At 72.1% G+C, this 22,564-nt stretch carries 21 protein-coding genes; 5 read left to right on the plus strand and 16 right to left on the minus strand.

What is annotated here, in order from left to right; translation table 11 throughout:
• The first annotated feature begins 173 nt into the window (after positions 1-173).
• Positions 174-860 (plus strand): TetR/AcrR family transcriptional regulator, encoded by a 687-nt coding sequence (locus tag ACFQ79_RS19610; RefSeq protein WP_383585083.1) that lies wholly within the window; start codon positions 174-176, stop codon positions 858-860.
• Between the two features lie 74 nt (positions 861-934).
• On the opposite strand, the gene ACFQ79_RS19615 is transcribed toward ACFQ79_RS19610, so the two are convergent.
• The 7 genes from ACFQ79_RS19615 to ACFQ79_RS19645 form a co-directional block, all read right to left on the minus strand.
• Positions 935-2,554, minus strand: a complete 1,620-nt coding sequence (locus tag ACFQ79_RS19615) for an amino acid permease (RefSeq protein ID WP_383585085.1) — start codon at positions 2,552-2,554, stop codon at positions 935-937.
• Between the two features lie 252 nt (positions 2,555-2,806).
• Complete coding sequence (locus ACFQ79_RS19620; RefSeq protein WP_383585087.1) at positions 2,807-3,922, minus strand: AI-2E family transporter; 1,116 nt, start codon at positions 3,920-3,922, stop codon at positions 2,807-2,809.
• 143 nt (positions 3,923-4,065) lie between these two features.
• On the minus strand, positions 4,066-4,395 hold the full coding sequence (locus ACFQ79_RS19625; protein WP_383585089.1) for a DUF3040 domain-containing protein: 330 nt from the start codon (positions 4,393-4,395) through the stop codon (positions 4,066-4,068).
• A 179-nt stretch (positions 4,396-4,574) separates the two neighbouring features.
• Positions 4,575-6,098, minus strand: a complete 1,524-nt coding sequence (locus ACFQ79_RS19630; RefSeq protein WP_383585091.1) for a SulP family inorganic anion transporter — start codon at positions 6,096-6,098, stop codon at positions 4,575-4,577.
• Positions 6,095-6,676 (minus strand): carbonic anhydrase, encoded by a 582-nt coding sequence (locus ACFQ79_RS19635; protein ID WP_383585093.1) that lies wholly within the window; start codon positions 6,674-6,676, stop codon positions 6,095-6,097. Before ACFQ79_RS19635 ends, ACFQ79_RS19630 begins: the two co-directional genes overlap by 4 nt.
• 70 nt (positions 6,677-6,746) lie before the next feature.
• On the minus strand, positions 6,747-7,127 hold the full coding sequence (locus tag ACFQ79_RS19640) for a hypothetical protein (RefSeq protein WP_383585095.1): 381 nt from the start codon (positions 7,125-7,127) through the stop codon (positions 6,747-6,749).
• A gap of 353 nt (positions 7,128-7,480) precedes the next feature.
• Positions 7,481-8,932 (minus strand): hypothetical protein, encoded by a 1,452-nt coding sequence (locus ACFQ79_RS19645; RefSeq protein WP_383585097.1) that lies wholly within the window; start codon positions 8,930-8,932, stop codon positions 7,481-7,483.
• Positions 8,933-9,175: 243 nt separating this feature from the next.
• On the opposite strand from ACFQ79_RS19645, the gene ACFQ79_RS19650 reads away from it, so the two are divergent.
• Entirely contained in the window at positions 9,176-9,544 is a 369-nt protein-coding gene (locus ACFQ79_RS19650; protein WP_383585099.1) for a PRC-barrel domain-containing protein, read from the plus strand.
• 81 nt (positions 9,545-9,625) lie between these two features.
• Here the strand turns inward: ACFQ79_RS19650 and ACFQ79_RS19655 are convergent, their stop codons facing one another.
• From ACFQ79_RS19655 to ACFQ79_RS19670, 4 genes are read right to left on the minus strand one after another with little or no spacing between them, the layout of a single operon-like run.
• On the minus strand, positions 9,626-12,004 hold the full coding sequence (locus tag ACFQ79_RS19655; protein WP_383585102.1) for a beta-glucosidase: 2,379 nt from the start codon (positions 12,002-12,004) through the stop codon (positions 9,626-9,628).
• An 8-nt stretch (positions 12,005-12,012) separates the two neighbouring features.
• On the minus strand, positions 12,013-12,831 hold the full coding sequence (locus tag ACFQ79_RS19660; RefSeq protein WP_383585103.1) for a carbohydrate ABC transporter permease: 819 nt from the start codon (positions 12,829-12,831) through the stop codon (positions 12,013-12,015).
• Positions 12,831-13,778, minus strand: coding sequence for a carbohydrate ABC transporter permease (locus ACFQ79_RS19665; RefSeq protein WP_383585105.1), 948 nt, complete (start codon positions 13,776-13,778; stop codon positions 12,831-12,833). The genes ACFQ79_RS19660 and ACFQ79_RS19665 overlap by 1 nt, the downstream gene beginning before the upstream one ends.
• A 17-nt stretch (positions 13,779-13,795) precedes the next feature.
• The gene (locus tag ACFQ79_RS19670) at positions 13,796-15,103 is read right to left on the minus strand and encodes an ABC transporter substrate-binding protein (protein ID WP_383585107.1); all 1,308 of its coding nucleotides are present in this window, start codon (positions 15,101-15,103) and stop codon (positions 13,796-13,798) included.
• A gap of 152 nt (positions 15,104-15,255) precedes the next feature.
• On the opposite strand from ACFQ79_RS19670, the gene ACFQ79_RS19675 reads away from it, so the two are divergent.
• Positions 15,256-16,278, plus strand: a complete 1,023-nt coding sequence (locus ACFQ79_RS19675) for a LacI family DNA-binding transcriptional regulator (protein ID WP_383585109.1) — start codon at positions 15,256-15,258, stop codon at positions 16,276-16,278.
• A 22-nt stretch (positions 16,279-16,300) separates the two neighbouring features.
• Here the strand turns inward: ACFQ79_RS19675 and ACFQ79_RS19680 are convergent, their stop codons facing one another.
• Positions 16,301-17,371 carry a mechanosensitive ion channel family protein gene (locus ACFQ79_RS19680; protein WP_383585111.1) on the minus strand — a complete coding sequence of 357 codons (1,071 nt, stop codon included), beginning with the start codon at positions 17,369-17,371 and terminating at the stop codon, positions 16,301-16,303.
• 175 nt (positions 17,372-17,546) lie between these two features.
• Between ACFQ79_RS19680 and ACFQ79_RS19685 the strand changes: the two genes are divergently transcribed.
• On the plus strand, positions 17,547-17,771 hold the full coding sequence (locus ACFQ79_RS19685; protein WP_383585113.1) for a DUF6458 family protein: 225 nt from the start codon (positions 17,547-17,549) through the stop codon (positions 17,769-17,771).
• A gap of 235 nt (positions 17,772-18,006) precedes the next feature.
• Here the strand turns inward: ACFQ79_RS19685 and ACFQ79_RS19690 are convergent, their stop codons facing one another.
• Positions 18,007-19,941, minus strand: a complete 1,935-nt coding sequence (locus ACFQ79_RS19690; protein WP_383585115.1) for a cellulase family glycosylhydrolase — start codon at positions 19,939-19,941, stop codon at positions 18,007-18,009.
• Between the two features lie 214 nt (positions 19,942-20,155).
• On the opposite strand from ACFQ79_RS19690, the gene ACFQ79_RS19695 reads away from it, so the two are divergent.
• Positions 20,156-21,094, plus strand: coding sequence for a RimK family alpha-L-glutamate ligase (locus tag ACFQ79_RS19695; protein ID WP_383585117.1), 939 nt, complete (start codon positions 20,156-20,158; stop codon positions 21,092-21,094).
• 262 nt (positions 21,095-21,356) lie between these two features.
• Here ACFQ79_RS19695 and ACFQ79_RS19700 read toward each other — a convergent pair whose 3' ends face one another.
• From ACFQ79_RS19700 to ACFQ79_RS19710, 3 genes are all read right to left on the minus strand, one after another.
• Positions 21,357-21,623 (minus strand): hypothetical protein, encoded by a 267-nt coding sequence (locus ACFQ79_RS19700; protein WP_383585119.1) that lies wholly within the window; start codon positions 21,621-21,623, stop codon positions 21,357-21,359.
• A gap of 138 nt (positions 21,624-21,761) precedes the next feature.
• Positions 21,762-21,989: a hypothetical protein gene (locus tag ACFQ79_RS19705; RefSeq protein ID WP_383585121.1), complete on the minus strand. Its 228-nt coding sequence runs from the start codon at positions 21,987-21,989 to the stop codon at positions 21,762-21,764.
• Positions 21,990-21,993: 4 nt separating this feature from the next.
• On the minus strand, positions 21,994-22,548 hold the full coding sequence (locus tag ACFQ79_RS19710) for a DUF5994 family protein (protein WP_383585123.1): 555 nt from the start codon (positions 22,546-22,548) through the stop codon (positions 21,994-21,996).
• Positions 22,549-22,564 lie beyond the last annotated feature (16 nt).

The following is a 22,564-nucleotide window of genomic DNA, read 5'->3' on the forward strand; positions in this document are numbered from 1 at the left end:
GACGGGGTCGCCATGGGTCGGCCTCCAGGTCGCCGCTCTTATTTCTGTCGCTCGACAGAAATTAGGCAGTGGGAGCTTCACGGCCATTGCCCGCGGGTTTCGCGTCGGTTACCGGAAACTCACCCGGCGGCTCGGCTCCGAGGTGACCCGCGGCCCTGTGCGAGGATCGCGGGGTGAGCACGCCCACCAGCAGAAGAGTCGGCCGCCCGCGGGCCCGGGAGCGTCCCGCCGGAGGTCTCGAACCGCGTGACGAAGTCCTGGCGGCTGCGGCCGAGTTGTTCACCGTCCGTGGCTACACCGCGACCTCCACCCGCACGATCGCCGAGCGGGCCGGCCTGCGGCAGGCGTCCCTCTACCACTACTTCGACGGCAAGGAGGCGATCCTCGCCGAGCTGCTCGAAGGGACCGTCCGGCCCTCGCTGGAGGTGGCGCGCGACCTCGTGTCCCGTACGGAGGCGGAACCGGAGGCGCGGCTGTGGGCACTGTGCCACTCCGACGCGGCACTCCTGTGCGCCGGCCCGCACAACCTCGGCGCGCTCTACCTGCTGCCCGAGGTGCAGACGGAGCGCTTCGCCGACTTCCACCGGATCCGGTCCGCGCTCAAGTCCTGCTACGCGGAGCTGCTGGCTGCCACGGAACCCGGGACAGGACTCGCCGAGGACGACCTGGCGCTCCGTGCGGACCTGCTGTTCGGCCTCACCGAGAGCGTGATCCTCATCCGGCGGGCGGAACCGGCCCGCGATCCGAGCACCTTGGCGGTGGCCACGGCCGACGCGGCGCTCCGGGTGGCGGGCGTGTCACAGCGGTCCCTGACACGACTGCGCCGCGAGGGGCAGCGGCTCCTCGCGGCACAGGCCTGACGGACGGGCGGCCTCCCGGACGGCCTCCGGGCCGGGCGGGCGCGGATCCGACGGGGCGGAGCGCCCTGCGGGTCTCAGGCGCGCACGGCCTCGGACTCGGGGTCCGTCAGGACGCGGCGGCCCGCTTCCCCGACCGCGGGACCGGCGCCCCCGCGGCCGCGGCCGCGGTACCAACGGTATGCCGCGCCGCTCGCCACCGTGGAGCCGAGGACCAGGACGGTGAACCACCGGAAGTACCAGTGGCCGCCATCCGGGTCGTACACCTCGGCGCGCGGCCAGGAGAGGTTGACCGTCATGAAGATCCCGTAGGCGACGGCGAGCGCGTTGACGGGGAGGCCCCAGCGGCCGAGGGAGAACAGCGGCCGCCCGAGCTCGTCCCGGGTGCCGTCGGCAGGCGGCGGCCACTCACCCCTCAGGCGCCGGACCAGCATCGGGCCCGTGACCATCGCGTACGCCAGGTACACCATCGCGATGCACGTGGTGCCTATGGCCAGGATCGCCTGCGGCGAGGCGAGGTTGAGCAGGAGCAGCAGCCCCGCGCAGACTCCGACCACCACGGCCGCCGCCCCCGGCATCCCGGTCCGCCGGGGCACCCGTGCCAGTCGTGCCGACCGCGGGAGGACGCCGTCGCGCGCCATCGAGTAGAGCATCCGGGTCGCCGAGGTCTGGATCGCAAGCGTCGCCGCGCAGACGGCCAGGGCCACATCGGCGAGCAGGACCCGGCCGAGGCCGTCGCCCAGGGTGCTGGTGAGCACGTACCCCAGGCCCTCGGCCGCGAGCCGTCCGTCGGTGAGGCTGGGCGCGGCGAGCAGCCCGCCGAGCAGCAGCAGCCCTCCGCAGACGCCGGACGTGGTGAGGGCGCTGAGCGTCGTGCGGGGAGCGGTGCGCCGGGGGTTGACGGTCTCCTCGCTCATCTCGCTCGCGCTCTCGAAGCCGATGAGGACGTACGCGGCGGTGAACGAGCCCACGAGGAGCGCCGTGATCAGGCCGCCCTGGTCGCCGGTGTGCAGGGTGATGCCGGGAGCGCGCTCCGCGTGGGTGGCGAGGAGGGTGACGATCAGGGCGACGCCGGCGATCTCGGCGGTGACGCCGATCGTGTTGACGGCCGACAGCGCGCGGTTGTCGAGGACGTTGAGCAGGGTGGTGAGCGCGAGCAGGACCAGTCCGAGGAGGGCGGCGTTCGCGGCGCCGCTGGTCGTCGTGGGCGAAGGATCGCCGCCGACCACCTGGAAGCCGGGCCAGACGGCGGGCAATACGACCTGGAGCGCGAGGGCGGCGGCGGCCACGACCACGATCCGCCCCGTCACCATGATCCAGCCCGCGTACCAGCCGAAGGACGGGCTGCCGAGTCTGCTCGCCCACTGGTAGATCGCCCCCGAGATGGGCATCCGGGCGGCCAGTTCGGCGAAGCAGGCGGCGACGAGGAGTTGGCCGGCGAGGACGGCGGGCCAGGTCCAGAAGAAGACCGGCCCGCCGAAGGAGTAGCCGAGGGAGAAGAACTGGAACACGGTGGTCAGTACGGAGATGAAGGAGAACCCGGCGGCGAAGGACGCGTACCGCCCCATCCTGCGGCGCAGCTCCTGGGGATAGCCGAACGAGGCGAGTGAGCTGTCGGGCGGACCGTCGGGTGACCCTCCGCCCTTCGCGCCGGCCGGGGGAGGTGCTGGGGGAGTGGGATCGGTCGTCACGGTCATGGCGGTCCCCTGTCGCGGAGTGAGGTCCTGCGAATTCCTGTCGGTTGACAGAAATTAGGGACGGCCCGTTTCCGCCGCGTATCGCGTCCATGTCCCGACCGTTAGTGACTCCTCTCCTGCCGGCCCGCGCGTTCCGGGGCCACCGTCCTTCGGTCCGGCGCCGCGGGACCGGTGGCCGGCCGGGCGTCGGGCAGCGCCGCAGGACCGGCGGCCGGCCCGGCGCCGCGGACCGGCGGCCGGCCGGGCGTCGGCTCAGGTCGTGACGGGGACGGGGGCGTCTGCCTCGTCCGGGTCCTGTTCCGGCGTCTCGTCGCCGAGCTGCTCCCGCAGGTAGTTCCAGAAGACCGCGATGAGCGCGGCCACGGGGACGGCGAGCAGACTGCCCACGATGCCGGCCAGGCTGCCGCCGAGCGTCACGGCGAGCAGGACGACGGCCGCGTGCAGCCCGAGTCCGCGACTCTGGATCATGGGCTGGAAGACGTTCCCCTCCAACTGCTGCACCACGACGATGATCGCCAGGACGATCAGCGCGTCGGTGACGCCGTTCGACACGAGCGCGATGAGCACCGCGACCAGGCCGGCGAAGAGGGCGCCCACGATCGGCACGAACGCGGTGACGAAGGTCAGTACGGCGAGGGGGAGGACCAGGGGTACGTCGAGTATCCACAGACCGACGCCGATGAGCACGGCGTCGATGAGGCCGACGAAGGCCTGACTGCGCACGAACGCCCCCAGCGTGTCCCAGCTCCGCTCCGCCACGACCGGGACGTCGACGGCGAGCCGTCCGGGGAGCTGGCGGGTGAGCCACGGGACGAACCGGGGGCCGTCCTTGAGGAAGAAGAACATCAGGAAGAGGGCGAGGAAGGCCGTGACCACACCGTTGAACACCGTGCCCACGCCGGTCGCGATCGCGGTGACCATGCTGCCGATGCTGTCCTGGAGGCGGGCCATCGCCGTGTCGAGTGCGCCGGAGATCTCGTCGTCGCCGATGTTCAGCGGCGGCCCGGCCGCCCACTCGCGCAGCCGCTGGATTCCCTCGACCACGCCGTCGGAGAGCTCCCCGGACTGGGAGGCGACCGGCACCGAGATGAGCGCGACGATGCCGACCACGGCCAGGATGAAGGAGACCGTGACGACCGCCGCCGCCAGGGCGGGAGGCCAGCCGTGCCGCCGGAGGAAACGAGCCGGAGGCCAGGTCAGGGTGGTGAGGATCAGGCCGACGACGAGCGGCCAGACGACCGACCACATCCGGCCCAGGACCCACAGGGCCACCCCGGCCATCAGCAGCACCAACAACGACTCGGCGGACACACGAGCCGCCGTACGCAGAGCGGCGGCGGCTTTCGTGGGACTCAACGTGGCAGACATGGGCTCAGCCTATGGACCCACCGCTCCGCACTCCGGGCCCGCCCCCACCGCCCGGCGCGCGCCCACCGCCCGGCCCGTCACCGGGCCCGGCCGCCGGCGGAGCATCCCGGCGCGCGCCGACGGCTTCGGTCAGATACGCACGGTCACCGTCCTGGAGGGGTCAGGAGGGACCCGGAGTGGGTGCCCGACGGCGAGTCCTCTGCGGGCGGCGGGGAGGACGGGGCGGTCAGGATCGCGGTGAGGATCAGGCCGAGCACCGCGATCAGCGCGAAGAGGATCACGGCCGGCCTGCGGCGAAGACGCCTCCGCCCCGTACGGGCTGCCGGACGGGGCCCGTCCGGGCGGGGCTCTTCCGGCCCGGGTGGGAACTGCCGGATCAGCGTGGCCAAGAGCGTACAGAGCTCGGGATCGTCGCGTGCGAGGCGCCGTTCGATCTCGGCGAGCACGCGCCGGTCGTCCGTGGAGTGACTCATGGCGACCTCCTCGGTACCACGCGGAGGCGGATCGGAGGTTCGGACATCTCCTCGACCGCGCCCGCGTCTCATTGTGACGGCTCGAGCCCCGAAGGGCCTCCGGGGAGGACGAGGAGCGGTCCCGCGGGCAGCGAACAGGGGGCGACGCGCGATGCGTCGCCCCCCGTCACGTGCGGGTTTCAGCGCGGAGTGCTCACCGGGCCCGCGGCGGAGCCCTCGCGGCGGTCCGGTGCGGTGTCGGCGCGGACGGCCTCGGCGTCGGCGCCGCTGTGGCGCTCGGCCCACGTCTCGAGCGCCGCCCGGCAGGCGTGGTCCAGGTGGTGGACCCCGGTGAGGTCCAGGACCACCCGGCGGTCGCCGGGAAGGGCCTCCAGACTGTCGAGTATCTGCGGCAGCCGCAGAAAGGTGATCGTCCCCTGGAGCCGGACGCGGATCGCGCCGCGTCCGTCGTCGCTGTGCTCGATCCGCAGGTGCGACGCCTCCCAGGCGGCCTTGGCGACCGACAGGGCGAGGCCGATCAGGACACCCTCGAACATGCCGACCGCGACGATGGCCGTCGCCGTCGCCACGAGGACCAGGGCCTCGCCCCGGTGGCGGCGCCACAGCGTCACGACACCCTTGAACGGGATGAGCTTCCAGCCGGCGTGCACGAGGATCCCGGCCAGCGCGGCCAGCGGGATGTACGCGAGGACGGCGGGCAGCAGGGCGACGAAGAGCAGCAGCCATACTCCGTGGAGGACCCGGGACGCCTTCGTCCGGGCGCCCGCCTCGACGTTGGCCGAGCTGCGCACGATGACCGCGGTGAGCGGCAGGGCACCGAGCAGACCGCACAGGGTGTTGCCCGCGCCCTGTGCGACGAGTTCCCTGTCGTAGTCCGTGCGCGGTCCGGTGTGAAGCCGGTCGACCGCCGCCGCGCTGAACAGCGACTCGGCGGAGGCGATCAGGGCGAACGCCAGGACCGTGCCGAGGACCGCGGGGTCGGCGAGGGAGGAGAGGGCCGCGGAGCCCGGCAGGTGGACGGCCTCCAGCACGCCGCTCACCCGCACGGTCTGCACCGGGAGGTCGAAGACGGCGGTCGCGACGGCGGCCAGGAGGACCGCCACCAGGGCGCCGGGTACCGCGCGGACCCGTCGTGGCATCCGCCGCCAGCCGACGATGAGGACGACGGTGCCGGCCCCGACGGCGAGCGATACGAGGGCCGTTCGGCTCCCCAGGGCTTCGACCAGGGCACCCGGCAGGCCCGTGAGCTTGTCGAGACCGGACTCGGGGGCGGGGATTCCGGCCGCGGCGTAGAGCTGCCCGGCGATGATGACCAGGCCGATGCCCGCGAGCATGCCCTCGACGACGGAGAGGGAGATCGCGCGGAACCACCGGCCCCAGCGGAGCAGGCCCATGGCGATCTGCAGCAGGCCGGCCGCCAGGACGATGACTCCGAGCGCGGGGAGGCCGAAGGCCCGGACCGCTTCGAGGACGAGCACGGTGAGGCCGGCGGCCGGGCCGGAGACCTGGAGGCTGCTGCCCCGCATCAGGCCGGTGACGATGCCGCCGACGATGCCGGTGATGAGGCCCAGTTCGGCGGGGACGCCGGAGGCGACGGCGACGCCGATGCAGAGCGGGAGGGCGACGAGGAAGACGACGAGGGACGCGGCGAAGTCCTGCCGCGGGAACGGGAAGGAGCGCGGCGTCCGGACGTCCCCGGTCACAGCGCCTCGAAGGCGTCGGACCCGGGGCGGTACTCCAGGACGGCGCCCGTGTGCACCTCGTAGTACCAGCCGTGCAGGCGGAGCAGGCCGTCCGCCTGCCTCCGTCCGACGCACGGATAGGAGCGCAGGCGGAGGAGTTGGGCGAGGACGTGGCCGTGGACGGCTTCGGCGACGGCCGGGTCGTCGGGGCGGCCCGGGGCCCCGTCGGGTGCCGCGTGGGCGAGCCACTCGCGTACGGCGGGCACGGCGCTCAGGTCCTCGCCCCGGACGAGGGCGCCCACCGCGCCGCAGTGGGAGTGGCCGCAGACGACGACGTCCTCGACGCCGAGGACCTCGACGGCGTACTCGATGGTGGCGGCCTCCCCGCTGGGGTTGCCGGTGCGGTACGGGGGCACGATGCCGCCCGCCGTGCGCAGTTCGAAGAGCTGGCCCGGCCGGGCGCCGGTGATCAGGGCGGGTACGACCCTGGAGTCGGAGCAGGTGACGAACAGGACGGCCGGGGACTGGCCCGCGGCGTGCGGGGCGAACTCCTCAGGGCGCTGTCCGAATCGGCGGGCGTGGTCGATGAGGGGCTGCATGAAGGTTTCCTCCTGGCGCGCCGTGGGGGCGCGTCGGGCTGACAGGTCGGCGCGGGGCGGTGCCGGCCTGTCAGCAGAGGAACACCTGGAGAGCGGAGGAGTCGTGGGCGGAGAGCGGTCTCGGCCGGGTGTCCGGGCCGCCGGTGCGGCCGGCCGGCGGAGCCGCGAGCGGTGCGGTGCGGGTGACGAGCGGCGGCGGGCCGGGAGGGCCCGCGGCCGCGGTGCCGGCCCGCCGCCGGTCACGGTGGAGGACGGAGCCCCTGGGGGCATCGGCCTCGCCCTCCCCCGCGGGCACGGACTCGTACGCCGTGGCCGGTGCGGCCTGCTGGACGCGGGGCTGTTCGAGCGGGGGCGAGGGACCGGTGGGGGTGGGCAGGACGAAGGTGCCGCAGACGAGGGCGAGGACGAGGAGGAGGGTCGCGCGCAGGGCCGCGGAGGTGCGGACTGACATCGGTAAGAACGCTCCTCCCTCTGGTCACACCATCATCAGAGTTCGCCAAAGCAAGCCCAAGGGTGGGTCAACGAAGGGTAATGCGCCCACGTGAACGGCATCCTGCGACACCCGTGCTGTACGAACGTTTTCGAATGGAATCAGCCGGATGTTGACGCGAACGGCAGCGTCGGGCCGGTCGGCGCTCACCAAGTCCGTCAGGTTCGCCACGGGGCCGGCGCCTCTGCCCCCACGGCCGTCCGCCCGGAGCGGGACGCGCGAGGGCTGGGGCTCGACGTCGGGCCCCAGCCCTGAACGGCGCTGCGCAAGGGCCGTGTCCGGGCGGGTCGGGAAGGCTCGTGCGGCGTGCCGCCCTACTTCTTCAGGCGGAGGGCGATCAGGCGGATGGTGTCGGTCCCGGCGTACGTCACGAACAGGCCCGCGCCGGAGGCCATCGCGGCGGGCAGGGCGGTCGCCTCCGGCAGGGGAGCGGCGGCGCCGGTGGTGGCGGAGACGGAGACCGGCGTCAGGGGAGGCTCCTCACCCGCGGTCCCGTAGGCGGTGCCGTCGTCCCCGACGGTCCTGAGGGTGATCTTCTTGGCGTCCTGGCCCTGGTCGGCGCAGGTGCCCTTGCCGGTCCGCAGGTCGAAGACGTTGCCGCCGTCGACCAGGAAACGCCCGTCGGGGGAGAGAGCCGGCTTCACTCCGGCGCCGGACCTCGGGTCCGGGATGCGGATGGCGTACTCGGTGTCGGCGGTCTGACACGGGGCGGTGGCGCGCACGGCGCCCGTCGCCATGTCGTGGACGGCGGAGACGTCGTCGGCCGCGGTGAGCCAGTTGGCGATCACGTAGCCGCCGGCGGCACCGACGATGCGGCCGTTGGGCGTCTCCGTCCTGCCCGAGGTCACGCTCTGCCTCGTGAGCACGGCCTCCACGCCGGGCGGAGCCACGCGCGTGCTCCGCCAGCCGGCGTCGGCGCCGAAACCGCCGTCGCCCCCGAAGACGTCGTCGCCGTTCGTCACAAGACCCTGGGCGCTCGGGAACGACATCAGGTAGTCGGGGTCCACCGACTCGCCGTTCAGACTGACCTTCGCGTCGCTGGTGTCCCGCACCTTGCCTTCGACGGACACCAGAATGCTGTCGCCGCCGTACGAGGTGACGACCAGGCCGCCCGGCCCCGGCAGCACGCTGGGCCGGTCGAACTCGCCGTCAGGGGCCTCCGCGCCCCCCGCGCCGACCGGGGCCATGTCCTTGCCCGCGGCACCGGCCGGGTAGAACGCGACGGCGACGACCTCCCTGGACTCGTGGAGCTCGTCCTTGCGCGCCTCGCCCCGCGCCCACACCGCGAAGTACTCGCGGTCCCGGCGGGAGATCAGGGCGATCTGCGGGACGGCCAGGGCGCCGGACGTCTCGTCCGCCTGCCTCTCGGTGGGCTGGGGGCCCTGCCACGGCTTGCTCGTGGACAGCACCTTGCCGGACGCCGCTTCCCGCACGTTCAGGACGTAGCCCCGCCCGGTCTTGTCGAGATGGGCGACCGTGCCGGCCTTCTGCGAGACCGCGTAGGGCAGGGGCTGTCCCCGGGGGAGCCACGCGGCCTCGACCTCCCAGCCCTTGGCCGTGTCGAACGCGGAGGGGGCGGCGATCCTGCTCGAAAGCGGAGCACCGTCCGCGCCCCCGGCGCCACTCCCGCTCGCCGCACCCCCGGCGCCCGCGCCGCCACGGCCCGCACCGCCACCGCTCGCTCCGCTGTCCGACGAGCAGGCGGAAAGGCCGCACAGCAGCGCCCCCGCGAGCACCATGGACGCCCCCGTCGTACCGATTCTCATGTGGTGGGCCCCCGAATTCCCCGTGCCGTCAAGGGGCTTGTGTGTCACGCCCCCCCGACCGGCGATCTGTAAACGATCAAGCGAAGAGCGGAGCCTAGCAGCGCGGTGCGGGGGGATTGGCCCGCTCGACTCGGGGCAGGCGATGGCCAGGCGGGGAACGCGCCCCGCTGCGAAAGACACACGGAGAAGGAGGGCGGTGGCAGTTCGCCGGCCGCCCTCGCCTACCGGAGGAGTTGTTTTCGCGTGAGTGAGCACGTGTGGAGCTACAAGTCGACCGCGGGTCACCTGGCCGGCACCGAACTGACCGGCTACAAGGTCGAGGCGATCGACGGCCGCATCGGGAAGGTGGACAAGCACTCCGACGAGGTCGGGGACTCCTATCTGGTCGTGGACACGGGGGTCTGGATCTTCGGCAAGGAGGTCCTCCTTCCGGCCGCCACCGTGGTCCGGATCGATCTGGACGAGCAGAAGGTCTTCGTCGACCGCACCAAGGAGCAGATCAAGGAGGCCCCCGAGTTCTCCCGCGAGAAGCACCTCGAGGACCCCGCCTACCGTCACGAGCTGGGCTCGTACTACGGCCTGGGAGGCCCCTTCGGCGGCCCGATGATCTGAGGGCGGCTCCGGAGGAGGGCCCGAACTCGACGAGTTCGGGCCCTCTCCCATGCCCTCGGCCGGGCGGTCGCGATCCTCCGGTCAGCGGCAGGCGTGCCGGAGGACCTCGAAGTCGGCGTGCAGACGCCGGCGGTGGTCGACCTGCCGCACCGGACCCGTCAGGGTCACCCGGGCCGTCAGCCGCGGCTCCGTACTGGACGCGCCGAGCCGCAGCTCCAGCTCTCCCGGTTCCACGACGCGCCGCCCGGCCCTGCCGGTGAACGACGCGAGGTCCGCGGGGACGACCGCGCGGATCCGGGCCCTGTGGCCGGGGGCCAGGTCGAGACGCACGTACCCGACGAGTCGCTGCACGGGCTGGACGACGGAGGCCACCGGGTCGTGCAGATACAGCTGTACGAGTTCGGTTCCGGCGCGGTCGCCGGCGTTCGCCACGGTGAGGGCGAGCCGCACCTCGCCGTCCGTGGGGACCTCGGTGTCCTCGACGGCCAGGTCGCTCCACGCGAAGGAGGTGTAGGTGAGGCCGTGTCCGAAGCCGAAGGCCGGGGTCGGGTCGATGCTGGAGACCTCGCTGCTGTGGCCGAGACGGGCGGCCAGGTAGGTGGACGGCTGGGCCCCGGGGTGGCGCGGCACGCTGACGGGCAGGCGGCCGCTCGGGCCGGTCCGTCCGCTGAGGACGGAGGCGATGGCGGCCGTTCCGGCCTCGCCGGGGAAGAAGGACTGCAGGACGGCGGCGGACTCGTCGGCCGCGCGGCCGAGCGCGTAGGGCCGGCCGGCCAGCAGGGTCGTCACGACCGGAGTGCCGGTGTCGAGAAGGGCGTCGAGCAACAGGCTCTGCGCGCCGGGGAGGACCAGGGACTCGGCGTCGCAGCCCTCTCCGCTGGTACCGCGTCCGAACAGCCCCGCGCGGTCGCCGAGGGCCGCCACGACGACGTCGGCGCCGCGGGCGATGTCGAGGGCCTCGGCGAAACCCTCGGTCCCGCCGTCGTCGACGCCGGTGCCCCGTGCCACCAGGACCTCGGCGCCGGGGAACTCGGCCACGAGGGCCTCGCGCAGGGTGGGCAGGGCGATCCCGACGGGGACGTCGGGGTGCTGTCCGCCGACGTGGACGGGAAAGGCGTAGCAGCCGAGAACGGCCGTGGGGGCCTCGGAGTTGGGGCCGATCAGGGCGATCCGGCGGGGAGCGAGCGGGTCGAGCGGCAGGGTCCCGTCGTTGCGGAGCAGCACGACGGCCCGTTCGGCGATGCGGCCGGCCAGTTCCCGGTTGGCGGCCGGGTCCAGGTCGACCGTGCCCCGGAGGGCATCGGGGCCGGCCGTGGTGTCGGCGGCCCGCAGTGCCGGAGGGACCGGGCTCCAGTCGGGGTCGAGCAGCCCGAGCCGGGTCTTCTGCAGGAGGACCCGCCGGACCGCGCGGTCCACGAGCACCTCGGGCACGTCGCCCTGCCGGACCGCGTCCAGGAGCGGGGCACCGAAGGTCTTGACGGTGGGCAGTTCCACGTCGACGCCGGCCGCGAGGGCCGCACCGGCCGCCTCGCCGAACGTGCCGGCGACGCCGTGCAGGGTCTTCAGGAACGCGATCCCGAAGTAGTCGGCCACGACGGTGCCGGTGAAGCCCCAGGTGTCCCGGAGGAGTCCGGTGAGCAGCCGGTCGTCGGCCGCCGAGGGAACGCCGTCGGTGTCGGTGTAGGCGTGCATGACCGACCGGACGCCGCTCTCCCGGACCGCCATCTCGAACGGCGGAAGGATCACGTCGGCCAGCTCCCTTGCGCCCATGCCGACGGGGGCGAGGTTGCGGCCGGCCCGGGAGGCGGAGTAGCCGGCGAAGTGCTTGAGGGTGGCGACGACCCCGGCGGACTCGAGACCCTGGACATAGGCGGTGGCGATCGTCCCGACGAGATAGGGGTCCTCGCCGATGGTCTCCTCGACGCGCCCCCAGCGTGCGTCGCGGACGACGTCGAGTACGGGGGCGAGCCCCTGGTGGACGCCGACGGCCCGCATGTCGCGGCCGATGGCGGCTGCCATCTCCCGTACGAGCGCCGGGTCGAAGGTGGCCCCCCACGAGAGGGGGACGGGATAGGCGGTGGCGCCCCAGGCCGCGAAGCCCGCGAGGCATTCCTCGTGGGCGACCGCCGGGATGCCGAAGCGGTTCGCGGCGGTGATCCGCGCCTGTGTCCGCATCAGGGAGAGGGCGCCGAGGGCGGGGTCGACGGGCACGGTTCCGAAGGGCCGGGTGAGCTGACCGAGGCCGTCGGGCAGCAGGCCGTCGAGGTCGACCGGCTCTTCCATGTCGTGCTGGTGCGGCGCGACCCCGGAGCCCTCGTCGGAGGCGCCGACCCATACGCCGAAGAGCTGGGCGGCCTTCTCCTTCAGGGTCATCTCGCCGATCAGCGCGTCGACTCGGTCCTCCGCGCTCAGCGCGGGGTCGCGCCAGGCGCGGTACGGGGCTTGGTGCTGGACGGCCATGGTGCCGGTCACTTTCCTCCGACCCCCATCAGGCCCTGGACCAGGGCGCGACGGGCGAACAGATACACGAGCAGGATGGGGAGCATGGACAGGACGACGGCCGAGAGGAGACCGGGGATGTCGACGCCGTGTTCCGTCTGGAAGTCGTAGAGGCCCATGGTGATGACCTTGTTCTCCGAGGACTGCGTGAGCACGAGCGGGAACAGGAAGCCGTTCCAGGCCTGGAGCGAGGAGAACACCACGACGGTGGAGAGACCGCTCTTCGACAGGGGCAGCACCAGCCGGAAGAAGATCCTCCAGGGGGAGGCCCCGTCGACGGTCATCGCCTCGTAGAGCTCGGGGGTGATGTCCCGCATGACGCCGGAGAGGATCAGGGCACAGACGGGCATCGCGAAGGCGGCGGTCGGCAGGATGACGCCGAGGAGGTTGTCGTACAGGCCCGCCTCGTTGATGAGGTAGAACATCGGGACGATGACGGCCTGGGACGGGATGGCGAGCCCGAGCAGGAAGAGCCGGAAGATCCGGCCGGTGCCCCTGCCGTCGCTGCGCACGATGGCGTACGCGAGGGGCGGTACGAGGAGCAGGACGATGCCGACCACGCAGACGGTGACGACGACCGTGTTGAGGAAGTACTGCGCGAAGCCCTCGTCGAGGTCGTTGACGTAGTTGTCGAGGGTGAAGCGCTCGGGGAGGGCCAGCGGGCCGTTCGCCGCGTACTCCGTACGGGACTGGAAGGTGGCGACCAGCATGACGTACAGCGGCAGACCGACCACGAACAGCCAGAGCAACGAGCCCAGCCCGGCGAGGTAGTTGGGGCGGCTTCTCATCACACGCCCTCCATGGTGCTGCGCATCCTGTCGTAGCCGGTGAGGCGCACCATGACCAGTGAGACGAGCGTGGCCACGAGGACGAGGAGGAGCGCGATCGCGGAGGCCCCTCCGAAGTCGAAGCTCTTGAAGGCCTTCTGGTACATGTAGTACGCGCTGTTCGTGGTGTCGGTGCCCGGCCCGCCCTGGGTGAGGATCAGCACGGTGTCGAAGGTCGTGAGTCCGCCGACCACCATCAGGATCATCGAGGTGACCACGGTGTTGCGCAGCTGCGGCAGGGTGATGTGGAAGAACTGGCGGACCGTGCCCGCGCCGTCGATCCGGGCGGCCTCGTAGAGGACCCCGGGGACGGCCCGGGCGGCGCCCTGGTAGATCAGGGTGTGCAGGGGGGTGAACTGCCAGGTGCCGACGAAGACGAGGACGCCGATGGCGCCGACCTGCGTGCCGAACAGGTTGCCGTCGCCGAAGAGCCACGTCGCCTGGGAGGGGACCCCGAAGTTGGGGTCGAGCACGGCGCGCCACAGGACGGAGACCGCGGTGATGGACAGCAGGAGCGGGACGAAGTAGACGGCGGAGAGCACGGCCCGGTTGCGCTGCGGGCCGGCGGCCCAGACGCCGAGCAGGATGCTGAGCGGGGTCTGGACGACGACGCCGAGCACGGTGAACACCAGGCTCAGCCAGAGGCTCTTCACCATCACGGGGTCGTCGAGCAGCCGGCTCCAGTTGTCCAGGCCGGCGAACTCCGGGGAACCGAGGCCGTTCCAGCGGGTGAAGGACAGGACGACGACCAGGAGGAGCGGTACGAGGGCGAACAGGCCGAAGAAGACGGCGGCGGGCGCCGCCCAGGCGATGCCCGGGCGGCCCACACCGGTCACGGGGCCGCCGGGCCGTCCGCGCCGGGCGCTCTTCTCGGTGCTGTCCACGGTGGGGACTGCGGCAGTGGTCATGTCGGGCGTTCCGGAGGTCAGGCCGCGGGCAGGGTCTGCATGGCGGCGATGAAGGCGTCGGGACCCGACTGTCCGCTGAAGAACTGCTGGACGGCCTGGTGAATGGTGGTCGTGGCCGCCGGGGGATAGGCCTGGTCCCAGGAGAGCTGGAAGGAGGGGGCCTTCTTCACCAGGTCGTACTGGTACGTCGAGTAGGCGGGGTTGGCGGAGCCGTCGAGGAACTTCGGGGTGTTGGCGGTGGTGGGCAGGTTGCCGATGCCGAGCTGGCCCTTGACGAACGCGTCCGAGTACATGAGCTTCAGGAACTCCGCCACGGCCTCGGGGTGCTCGGTGGTCTTCAGGACCGAGTAGAAGTTGTTGGTGTTGCCGGCGAGGTTGTCCGGGTCGCCCTTGCCGCCCTCGACGGTCGGGAAGGTGCCGTAGCCGAGGTCGCTCTTCACGAAGTCCGGGTAGGCGTCCTGGAGGGTGGCGTACTCCCAGGAGCCCATGAGCTCGAAAGCGGCCTTCCCGGAGGCGAGCAGGGCGGGCGAGCCGCCGTCGGTGAACTTGACCGAGTCGTAGTTGGTGCCGAAGGCTCCGGCGTCGATCAGCTCCTTGAGCATGCCGAGCGCCTTCTTGCTGTCCGCGCTCGCCCAGACGCTCTTGTCCCCGTTCACCGCCTTCTGGAAGTGGTCGGGGCCGGCCACCCGGTCGTAGACGTACTGGAACCACATCTGGGTCGGCCACTTGTCGCCGCCGCCGAGAGCGATGGGGGTGACGCCCTTGGCCTTGAGCGCCTTGACGGCGGCCAGGAGCTCGTCCCAGGTGCGCGGCGCGGTGACACCGGCCTCCGCCAGGACCTTCTTGTTGCTGAAGAGCAGGACGGGCTGCGTGCCCCGCATGGGGATGCCGTAGGGCTTGCCGTCGACGACCGCGGTGTTGAAGACCGACGGCAGGAACTGGGACTTCAGGCCCGGGTCCTTGGCGATGAAGTCGTCCAGCGGCATGAGCAGGCCCGCGTCGACATACGGCTTGATGCTGCCGCCGCCCCAGTTGAAGAAGAGGTCGGGGGCCTGCTTGCCGCTGATGATCGTCTGCAGCTTGGACTGGTAGTCGGCGCCGGGGATGGTGTCGAGGACCGCCTTGACCTTCGAGGTCTTGTTGAAGGTGTCGACGAGCTGCTTCTCCACCTTGTTGGTGGCATCGCCGTACACCAGGACGTGGATCTCGGCCCGGCTGCCTCCGGCGGAGTCACCCGAGCCGCCGCACGCCGCCAGGGACAGCGCCATGGCCAGCGACGCTCCACCGACGACAGCAGTTCTGAGGAGCCGTACGTGACGCTTCATCGCCTCACCTTTCGAAAGAGTTTCGCTCGTTGTTTCGAAACTTCACTGCCGTCGGACGGTAAAGTTGGCGTGACGAACGGGTCAACCCTGCGGTGGGGAGTTATCGAAGCGTGACCATGTCCAGGCGCGGAGTGGTGCTTTATGCTGCTCAGATGGGAGATGGCGAGGAGAGCAGGCGCATCACGCTGGCGGAGGTGGCGCAGCAGGCCGGAGTGTCGCTTTCGACAGTTTCGAAAGTCCTCAACGGCAGGCAGGACGTATCGTCGGCCACCCGCGTCAAGGTGGAGCAGCTCCTCGAGACGCACTCGTACCGGCGGACCACCCGCGTCGCCAGGGAGGCGCCCCTCATCGAACTCGTCTTCCACGAGCTCGACAGCGTGTGGTCGATGGAACTGATCCGCGGAGTGGAGAACCTCGCCAAGGCCCACCAGGCGAGCGTCGTGCTGACCGAGAGCGGCACCCGTCACGCCCCGGCCCCGGACTGGATCGAAGGCGTCCTGCAGCGCCGGCCGATCGGCGTGGTCCTGGTGTTCTCCTCCCTCCCCGACGCCGTCAAGCGGCAGCTCGACGCGCGGTCGATCCCCTTCGTGATCGTCGACCCGGCGGGCGACCCCGAACCCGACGTGCCGTCCGTCGGATCGGCGAACTGGTCCGGGGGCGTCGCGGCGACCCGCCACCTCATCGACCTCGGACACCGGCGCATCGGCATCATCACCGGCCCCGAGGACATGCTGTGTTCACTGGCCAGGCTCGACGGCTACCGGTCCGCGCTGAACATGGCCGGCCTCACCCACGACCCCTCCCTCGTCCGCTTCGGCGACTTCCACGTCGAGGGCGGACACGCGCGGGCCATGGAGCTGCTGCAACTGCCGGACCGGCCGACCGCCGTCTTCGCGGGAAGCGACCTGCAGGCGCTCGGAGTCATGGAGGCGGCCCGGGTGTGCGGGCTGCGCGTGCCCGAGGACCTGTCCGTCGTCGGCTACGACGACGTGATGATCGCGCGCTGGTCGAGCCCACCGCTCACCACGATCCACCAGCCGCTGCGGGAGATGGGCGAGGAAGCGGTGCAGATGCTGCTCCGCCTGCGCGCGGGGGAGCCCTCGGTGACCCGCATGGAGCTGGCGACCAGCCTCGTCGTCAGGAAGAGCACCGCCCCGCCACCTGCCCACCTCTAGGCGCGCTCCGGGCGCGCCTCCCCTACCGGTCGGGCCGTGCCTGGTCGAAGGCGTCGGCCGCGGGAGCGGTGACGACCTTCGGGAGGGCGCCCGGGTGCTCCCGCGCGAGCCAGCCGACGAGTTCCTCGCGTACGGCGCAACGGGTCGTCCACAGGTCGTCGGCGTCCTTGGCGGTCACGATCGCCCGTACCGTGATGCCGGTCGGCGAGGTGTCGGTGACGGCGAGGTCCCAGCCACGCCCGTCCCAGGTGCCGCACGTGGCGAGGAACTTCTCGAGGTGCGCCCGTGCGAGCGCGACCGGTGTCGTGTGGTCGCAGTGGACGAACACCGCCCCCGTCATCTCCGCGCCGCCGCGCGACCAGTTCTCGAACGGCCGCGAGGTGAAGTACGAGACGGGGAGCGTGACACGGCGCTCGTCCCAGGTCCTGACCGTGAGGAAGGTCAGGGTCACCTCCTCCACGACACCCCATTCGCCGTCCACGACGACGGTGTCGCCGATGCGGACCATGTCGCCGAACGCGATCTGGAAGCCGGCGAAGAGGTTGCTCAGCGTCGACTGGGCCGCCACGCCGGCCACGATGCCGATGATGCCGGCCGAGGCGAGCAGGGACGTGCCGAGGGTACGGAAGGAGGGGAAGGTGACGAGGGCCGCGGCGGCGGCGACCACCCCGACGGCGACGGACACCACCCGCATGATCAGCGTGACCTGCGTACGGACCCGGCGGAGCCGGGCGGCGTCGCGTGAACGTCCGGCGTACCGCGCGTACGAGGACTCGACGACGGCCGCGACCGTACGCACCGTCAGCCAGGCTCCGCCGCCGATCAGACACAGCAGCAGGACACGGCTCACCGCCCCCGCGTGCTCTGCGAGCGGCCCCTCCTCGGGCGCCGCCACCGGATAGGCCCATCTGAGCAGGGCGGCGAGTACGACGACGTACAGCGGTGTGCGGCAGCGGCGCAGCAGCCCCCACAGCGGGGTCTCCGGATGCCGGGCGTCGGCGAACCGCGCCAGCAGGTCCGCCACGCGGCAGACGACGAAGGCCGCCAGCGCCGAGCCGCCGACGGAGATCGCCAGGCGAACTACGGTCTCCATGTGCTCCCCAGTGGATGAGTCGAACGGGGTCGTCCCGTACGCCTCACCGCCGTCGAGCACGCCAAACCTCCCCCCGCCCCGGGCTCTCGGCCTCCTGCCGCGGAGGGTGAGAGTCGCGGACCGGGGTACGCGAGGAACATCCGTCCCCACGGGGGAGGGAGACTAGGGAGGAAACATGGGCCTGGGAGTCTGCATCATCCTGATCGCCGTCGGAGCCATACTCACCTTCGCGTCCGACTGGGAGGTCGACGGGGTCAACCTCGATCTGGTGGGGCTGATCCTCATGGCCGTCGGCATCATCGGCACCGCCGTGTACACGAGCATCCTGCGCCGCCGCCGGGTGGTCGTTCCCCCGGTCGCCCCGACCGTGACCGAGGACGAGCGGCGGGGTCTGCTCTGAGAGGGTCGACGACGGGCCGGGACGGGACGGGCCGGACCTGACACGGCAGCCGGTGACTGGTGCTCGGTCTCCGGTGACCGGTGTCTGGTGCTCGGTGACCTGTGACCTGTGTCTGGTGCTCGGTGTCTGGTGACCCGTGCTCGGTGCCGGCGGACGCGGTGGACGTGTTCGTCCGGTGTCCGCCGGCACCGTGGCGCCGTCCGCGCCGAGGGCGGACGGCGACCGGCCGACCCCCTCAGAGGGTCCGGCAGAGCAGGGCGGCGGGCTTGTTGCCCCTCGCCCAGGCACCGCTGTGCGCGACACCGGCCGCGTACTCGCCGCTGCCGCACTGGCCCTTGTAGTTGCCGAGGGCGAACTCGCCGCCGGGCGCGTCGGCGGGACGGTTGTCTCCGCGGTCGAACCAGAGCGTGCGGCCGGCCTTCGGCAGGGTTCGGGCGGCCTGGGCGCACAGCACGGCGGACACGGCCCGGCCGCGGAGGCTGTAGCCGACCATGAACTGGTCGGCGGGGCACTGGAACTTGGTGTAGCCGCCGGCCCAGTCGCCGTCGGAGACGTGACGCTCGTCGGTCACGACGGTCAGCGCGCCCGCGGGCGCGGCGAGTCCGCGGGCTCCGGTGTCGGTGCACAGACCGCGCCCGCCGTCGTGGGAGAGCCCGACGATCCGCTGGCCGTCGGGGCAGGCCGCCTTGCGGGCGCCGTTGTCCCAGTCGCCCTTCGCGCGGGCGCGGAGGGACTGGACGAGGTCGGCGTGGTCCGTGGTGAGCATGTCCCAGGAGTCGGCGACGGATACGGCACCGGTCCTGCCGGGGGCGTCGACGAGCCGCTGCCAGTGCGGTGTGCGCCAGTCACCGCCGTCGAGGATGCCGGAGCGCCGGCCCTGGCTGTCGTAGTCCAGCAGCTTCCACCGTCCGTGGCCGGTGAAGCCGACCGCGGGCCAGTAGGCGAAGTCGACGTCGTGCTCGATGAGGTAGTCGACGAAGTTCGCGAACCAGGTCCGGCCCTGCGGGTTGGTCTCGTCGGCTCCGATGCCGAACTCGCTGATCCAGACGGGCGCGGTGTAGTGGCGCCGGGTGTCGTCGGCGACGAAGAGGGCCTGACGCTGCAGGGTCTGGAACAGCTCTTCACGGGGGAGTTCCTGGTAGCGCCAGTCGCTGGTCTCGCCCGTGCCGGTCGCGCCGGTGTGGTGGGGGCCGGTGTAGCCGTAGAAGTGGGCCGAGTAGACGAGCTTGTTCGAGGCGACCAGGGTGTGGGACAGCTCGCGGGCCGGTTCGAGGGTGGGCCGCCCGTGCGGGGTGAGGTCGGTGGGGATGCCCTGCCAGTTGATGCCCTCGACGATGACGAGGAGATCGGGGTTGGCCTCGGTGAGCAGCCGGTCGCCGACCCGCTGGGAGGCGGCCCACCAGTCGTGGTCGTTGCCCCAGCCCCAGTTGGCGTCGTCCATGACCGTGCGGCGGACCTCGTTGTAGAGGTCGGCGCCGACGACCCGCTTATCGTCCTTGTAGCGCTTGGCGAGGAAGAGCCAGTCGGCCTCCCACTGAGCGGTGGACTGGCTGGTGTTCCAGCGTTCGTTGCCGTCCAGTCCGCAGCACCAACGGGAGGTGTTGGTGTGGTTGTTGAGGACGACCGCGAACCCTTCGGCGGTGGTGGCCGCGATCACTGCGTCGAAGACCTGGAGCGGGGTCTTCCCCTTGAGGGCCGGGTTGGCCGCGACGGCGGCGTCCGGCACGGCCCGCTGGTCGTGCAGCATCTCGTTGGAGAACGGCAGGCGGATGCTGTTGGCGCCGAGCCGGTGGAAGTCGGCCAGGATGCTCGCGAGCGGTGCTCGGTCGAGGCCCAGGGGCACCTGGTCGGACTTCTCGGCGTCGTGGTGGCTGGCGGGGTCGTTCACGTCTCCGGTGCCGTTGTACGAGCCCTGGGCGCCGTGCCAGTTGACGGACTTGAGCTTGAAGCGGTCCCCGCGGGCGTCCACGACATAGCGGCCGCGGGTACTGAGCGGCGGCTGCCAGCTGTCGGCGAGCAGGGAGCCGGCGGACGAGAGTGCGGGCGTGGGCGTGGGCGTGGGCGTGGACGAGGGCGCGGGCGCGCTGGCGCGGGCCGGTGCGGCGGTGGCCGGGGCCCCGGCGGCGATGAGGGCCGCGGCGAGCGCGACTCCCAGCAGTGACTTCTTCATGAAGGCCTTCGGTGGGTGACGGGTGGGGGCCGTGCCGCAGTATGTTCGCGTAAACAAAGGGCGGCTGACAAGACTTCGTACCCACAAGTAACTGCCACGGGAGGCGAGTTCCCCGGCAGTTCACCATGATGACCACCGCGAGCGCCTCCGGGCGGACGTCCGCCCTATCATCTGTCGGGACCGGCAGGGGGCACCCGCGAACGAAGGGACCGGCATGGCGTCGGTGGTCGAAGGACGTGCGTGGCTACTGCTGTGTCCAGGTCTCGGCCGGGATGCGGAGGGCGCTGCCGGCAGGGACCCGGGTCCGGTCACGTCGTCGCTCATCGCCTCCTTCGCGGCGGAGCTCGGGCATCGGGCCGTGGTGGTCCACAGCAGTCGGCTGGTACTCGGCGTGGAAGGCGGACGGCTCACACTCGCCGACACCGGCGGGCACCCCGTCGCCGCGCCCGCCGTGGCCTACGCCCGTCTGTCGACGCCTCAGCTGTCAGCCGACCGCGAGGTCACCCTGCTGCGGCACCTGGCCGCCATGGGCACGCAGCTGATCAACCCCGCCGATGCGGTCCTCGCGGCGGTGAACAAGTTCTGGCAACTCCAACAGCTCGCCGCCGCAGGCATCCCCGTCCCCGATACCCGCACCCACACCGACGCGCCCCTGGAGCACGTACTCGATGTGGGTGTACCGCAGCCGTGCGTGGTGAAAGCCGTACGCGGCCATCGCGGCCGGCGGGTCTTCCTCGCCGACGACGACAAGGGGCTGCGCGCTGTGGCGGGCAGCCTGGACGACCGGCACCCCTATCTCCTCCAGCGGTACGTCGCCCACTCGCACGGCCGGGACCTGCGCGTCGTGGTGGTCGACGGCCGGGCCGTGGCGGCCGCCGTGCGCACGGCCGGCGACGACCGCCTCGTCTCCAACCTGGCGCAGGGCGGCACCCACACCGTCCGCACCGGTCGACACCCGGACGCGGAGGCACTGGCCGTCGAGGCGGCGGGCGTCATCGGCCTCGGCGTCGCCGGCGTCGATCTCCTCTTCGAAGCCGACGGTTCCTTCACCGTGTGCGAGGTCAACTGCAATCCCACCTGGCGGCCCGACATGCCCGGCATCGCCGAAGCCATCGCCGCGGCCTGTCGCGGCCGCCTCGAAGCAGCAGGCTGAGCGCGCTGCCCCGTCCGGCGCGCGAGCGCGACCGCGTCCACTGCCCCACTCGACCGCAACAGATGGCGGCGCGGCTCTTCGACCGCAGTCGGTGGCGGCGTCGTCCGCAGTGGCGCCTCTAAGAGGCCCCGACCTCCTCGTGCCGGTCGCCGCCCTGCCGGTCGAGTGGCCCGCCGCCGCGTCCCGAGCCGGAGAGATCCTGGAACGCCGACTCGCGCTCGGCGGAGCCTCCTTCCCGTGTATGGGGATCGGCGGACGCTCCTCACAGCTCGTCGACGTGCGGGCCGCCGGACGCGGACGGTCTGCTGGCGGCGAGCCAGGAGAGGGCGGGTTCCGCGGCGGAGCCGGTGTCGACGGTGAGGTGGAGCCGTGTGCCACCTTCGGGTTCGGGGTAACTGCGCTGCTCCGCCCCGGCGAAGGAGTGACGGATCACCTCGGCGACCGCGCGGGCGGCTTCGGGGGTGGCGGCGACGATGCGGATCTCGGCGTGTCCGGCCGAGGGCAGGAGCGCGGTGTCGGTGGGATGCAAGGTGTGTGGTCCCTTCGCGGGCGGGCGAGAGGCCTGGCGGGTGGGTTGTCCCGGGTGTCGGGTGCCCCACCCGCGGCCTTCGGCCGGAGGAGTGGTCTTGGGGGGATCAGAAGGTGATCAGGAGGTCATCAGGAGGCATCAGGGCCAGGTTCCCGTGATCCGACGGCGGGCGGCCTGCCCCGTCGGGATGTCGGACTCCGTCGGCGTGTGAGGGCCGTGGCCGGGGGGCCGGCGAATGGCCGGGAAGGGCTCGCCGAAGTGGTGGGCGGCGATGCGTGCGTCGTGCTGGGCGTTGAGCCGGTGGATCAGGCGCACGCCGAGCGCGATCAGCAGCGCGATCGCGGCGATCGTGATCAGAGTCTCCACGGGGTCACCTCCGCGGGTTTCCGGGCATGGGGATCATCCGCGCGCCGACGACCGGCTGCCGCGGCGGCGGCCGACCGGCCCCGCCGTCGGTCTCCCAGGCGTTCATGCTGCTGCGGGCGTCTCGCATCCGGCGGCCGGTCGCGGCCTCGTCGGACATCAGCGCACCGGCGGCCAGGATGCTGCCGGGTAGGGCGGCGGCGGTCATGAGCCGGGCGGCTGCGGCGGGTTCGGTGTCGGGAGGAATGACCAGCAGGTCGCAGCGGCCGACGGCGTAGGAGAGCAGGATCATCTTGTCGGGATCCTGCTCGGTGAACCAGCCGACGTGAACGGTGTGCCCGGTGACGGCGACCTTGTGCGGGACGACGGGCCAGCGGGTGGGGTTCACCGTGATGCGTGTGATGCGTCCGAAGCGTCCCCCGAGTGCGTCGGCCAAGGGCGGAATCTCGGCGGCGAGGTCACGTGAACGCGGCCACCATGCGCCGTCCAGGAGGCCGGCGAGGGTGGTCTTCGGCGTCAGCGAAAGGCGCGCGGAAAGGGTGGGTGCGACGGTGGTGGTCATGATGCGGACCCGTCTC

The sequence above is a fragment of the Streptomyces sp. NPDC056480 genome (assembly GCF_042795405.1).
Taxonomy (GTDB): Bacteria; Actinomycetota; Actinomycetes; order Streptomycetales; family Streptomycetaceae; genus Streptomyces.

What these genes read in the sequence shown, in the direction of transcription:
- ACFQ79_RS19615 (WP_383585085.1), bottom strand. Translation starts at nt 2,554, where the DNA reads ATGACCGTGACGACCGATCCCACTCCCCCAGCACCTCCCCCGGCCGGC.
- ACFQ79_RS19620 (WP_383585087.1), bottom strand. Translation starts at nt 3,922, where the DNA reads ATGTCTGCCACGTTGAGTCCCACGAAAGCCGCCGCCGCTCTGCGTACG.
- ACFQ79_RS19625 (WP_383585089.1), bottom strand. Translation starts at nt 4,395, where the DNA reads ATGAGTCACTCCACGGACGACCGGCGCGTGCTCGCCGAGATCGAACGG.
- ACFQ79_RS19635 (WP_383585093.1), bottom strand. Translation starts at nt 6,676, where the DNA reads ATGCAGCCCCTCATCGACCACGCCCGCCGATTCGGACAGCGCCCTGAG.
- ACFQ79_RS19640 (WP_383585095.1), bottom strand. Translation starts at nt 7,127, where the DNA reads ATGTCAGTCCGCACCTCCGCGGCCCTGCGCGCGACCCTCCTCCTCGTC.
- ACFQ79_RS19645 (WP_383585097.1), bottom strand. Translation starts at nt 8,932, where the DNA reads ATGAGAATCGGTACGACGGGGGCGTCCATGGTGCTCGCGGGGGCGCTG.
- ACFQ79_RS19655 (WP_383585102.1), bottom strand. Translation starts at nt 12,004, where the DNA reads ATGGCCGTCCAGCACCAAGCCCCGTACCGCGCCTGGCGCGACCCCGCG.
- ACFQ79_RS19660 (WP_383585103.1), bottom strand. Translation starts at nt 12,831, where the DNA reads ATGAGAAGCCGCCCCAACTACCTCGCCGGGCTGGGCTCGTTGCTCTGG.
- ACFQ79_RS19665 (WP_383585105.1), bottom strand. Translation starts at nt 13,778, where the DNA reads ATGACCACTGCCGCAGTCCCCACCGTGGACAGCACCGAGAAGAGCGCC.
- ACFQ79_RS19670 (WP_383585107.1), bottom strand. Translation starts at nt 15,103, where the DNA reads ATGAAGCGTCACGTACGGCTCCTCAGAACTGCTGTCGTCGGTGGAGCG.
- ACFQ79_RS19675 (WP_383585109.1), top strand. Translation starts at nt 15,256, where the DNA reads ATGGGAGATGGCGAGGAGAGCAGGCGCATCACGCTGGCGGAGGTGGCG.
- ACFQ79_RS19680 (WP_383585111.1), bottom strand. Translation starts at nt 17,371, where the DNA reads ATGGAGACCGTAGTTCGCCTGGCGATCTCCGTCGGCGGCTCGGCGCTG.
- ACFQ79_RS19685 (WP_383585113.1), top strand. Translation starts at nt 17,547, where the DNA reads ATGGGCCTGGGAGTCTGCATCATCCTGATCGCCGTCGGAGCCATACTC.
- ACFQ79_RS19690 (WP_383585115.1), bottom strand. Translation starts at nt 19,941, where the DNA reads ATGAAGAAGTCACTGCTGGGAGTCGCGCTCGCCGCGGCCCTCATCGCC.
- ACFQ79_RS19695 (WP_383585117.1), top strand. Translation starts at nt 20,156, where the DNA reads ATGGCGTCGGTGGTCGAAGGACGTGCGTGGCTACTGCTGTGTCCAGGT.
- ACFQ79_RS19710 (WP_383585123.1), bottom strand. Translation starts at nt 22,548, where the DNA reads ATGACCACCACCGTCGCACCCACCCTTTCCGCGCGCCTTTCGCTGACG.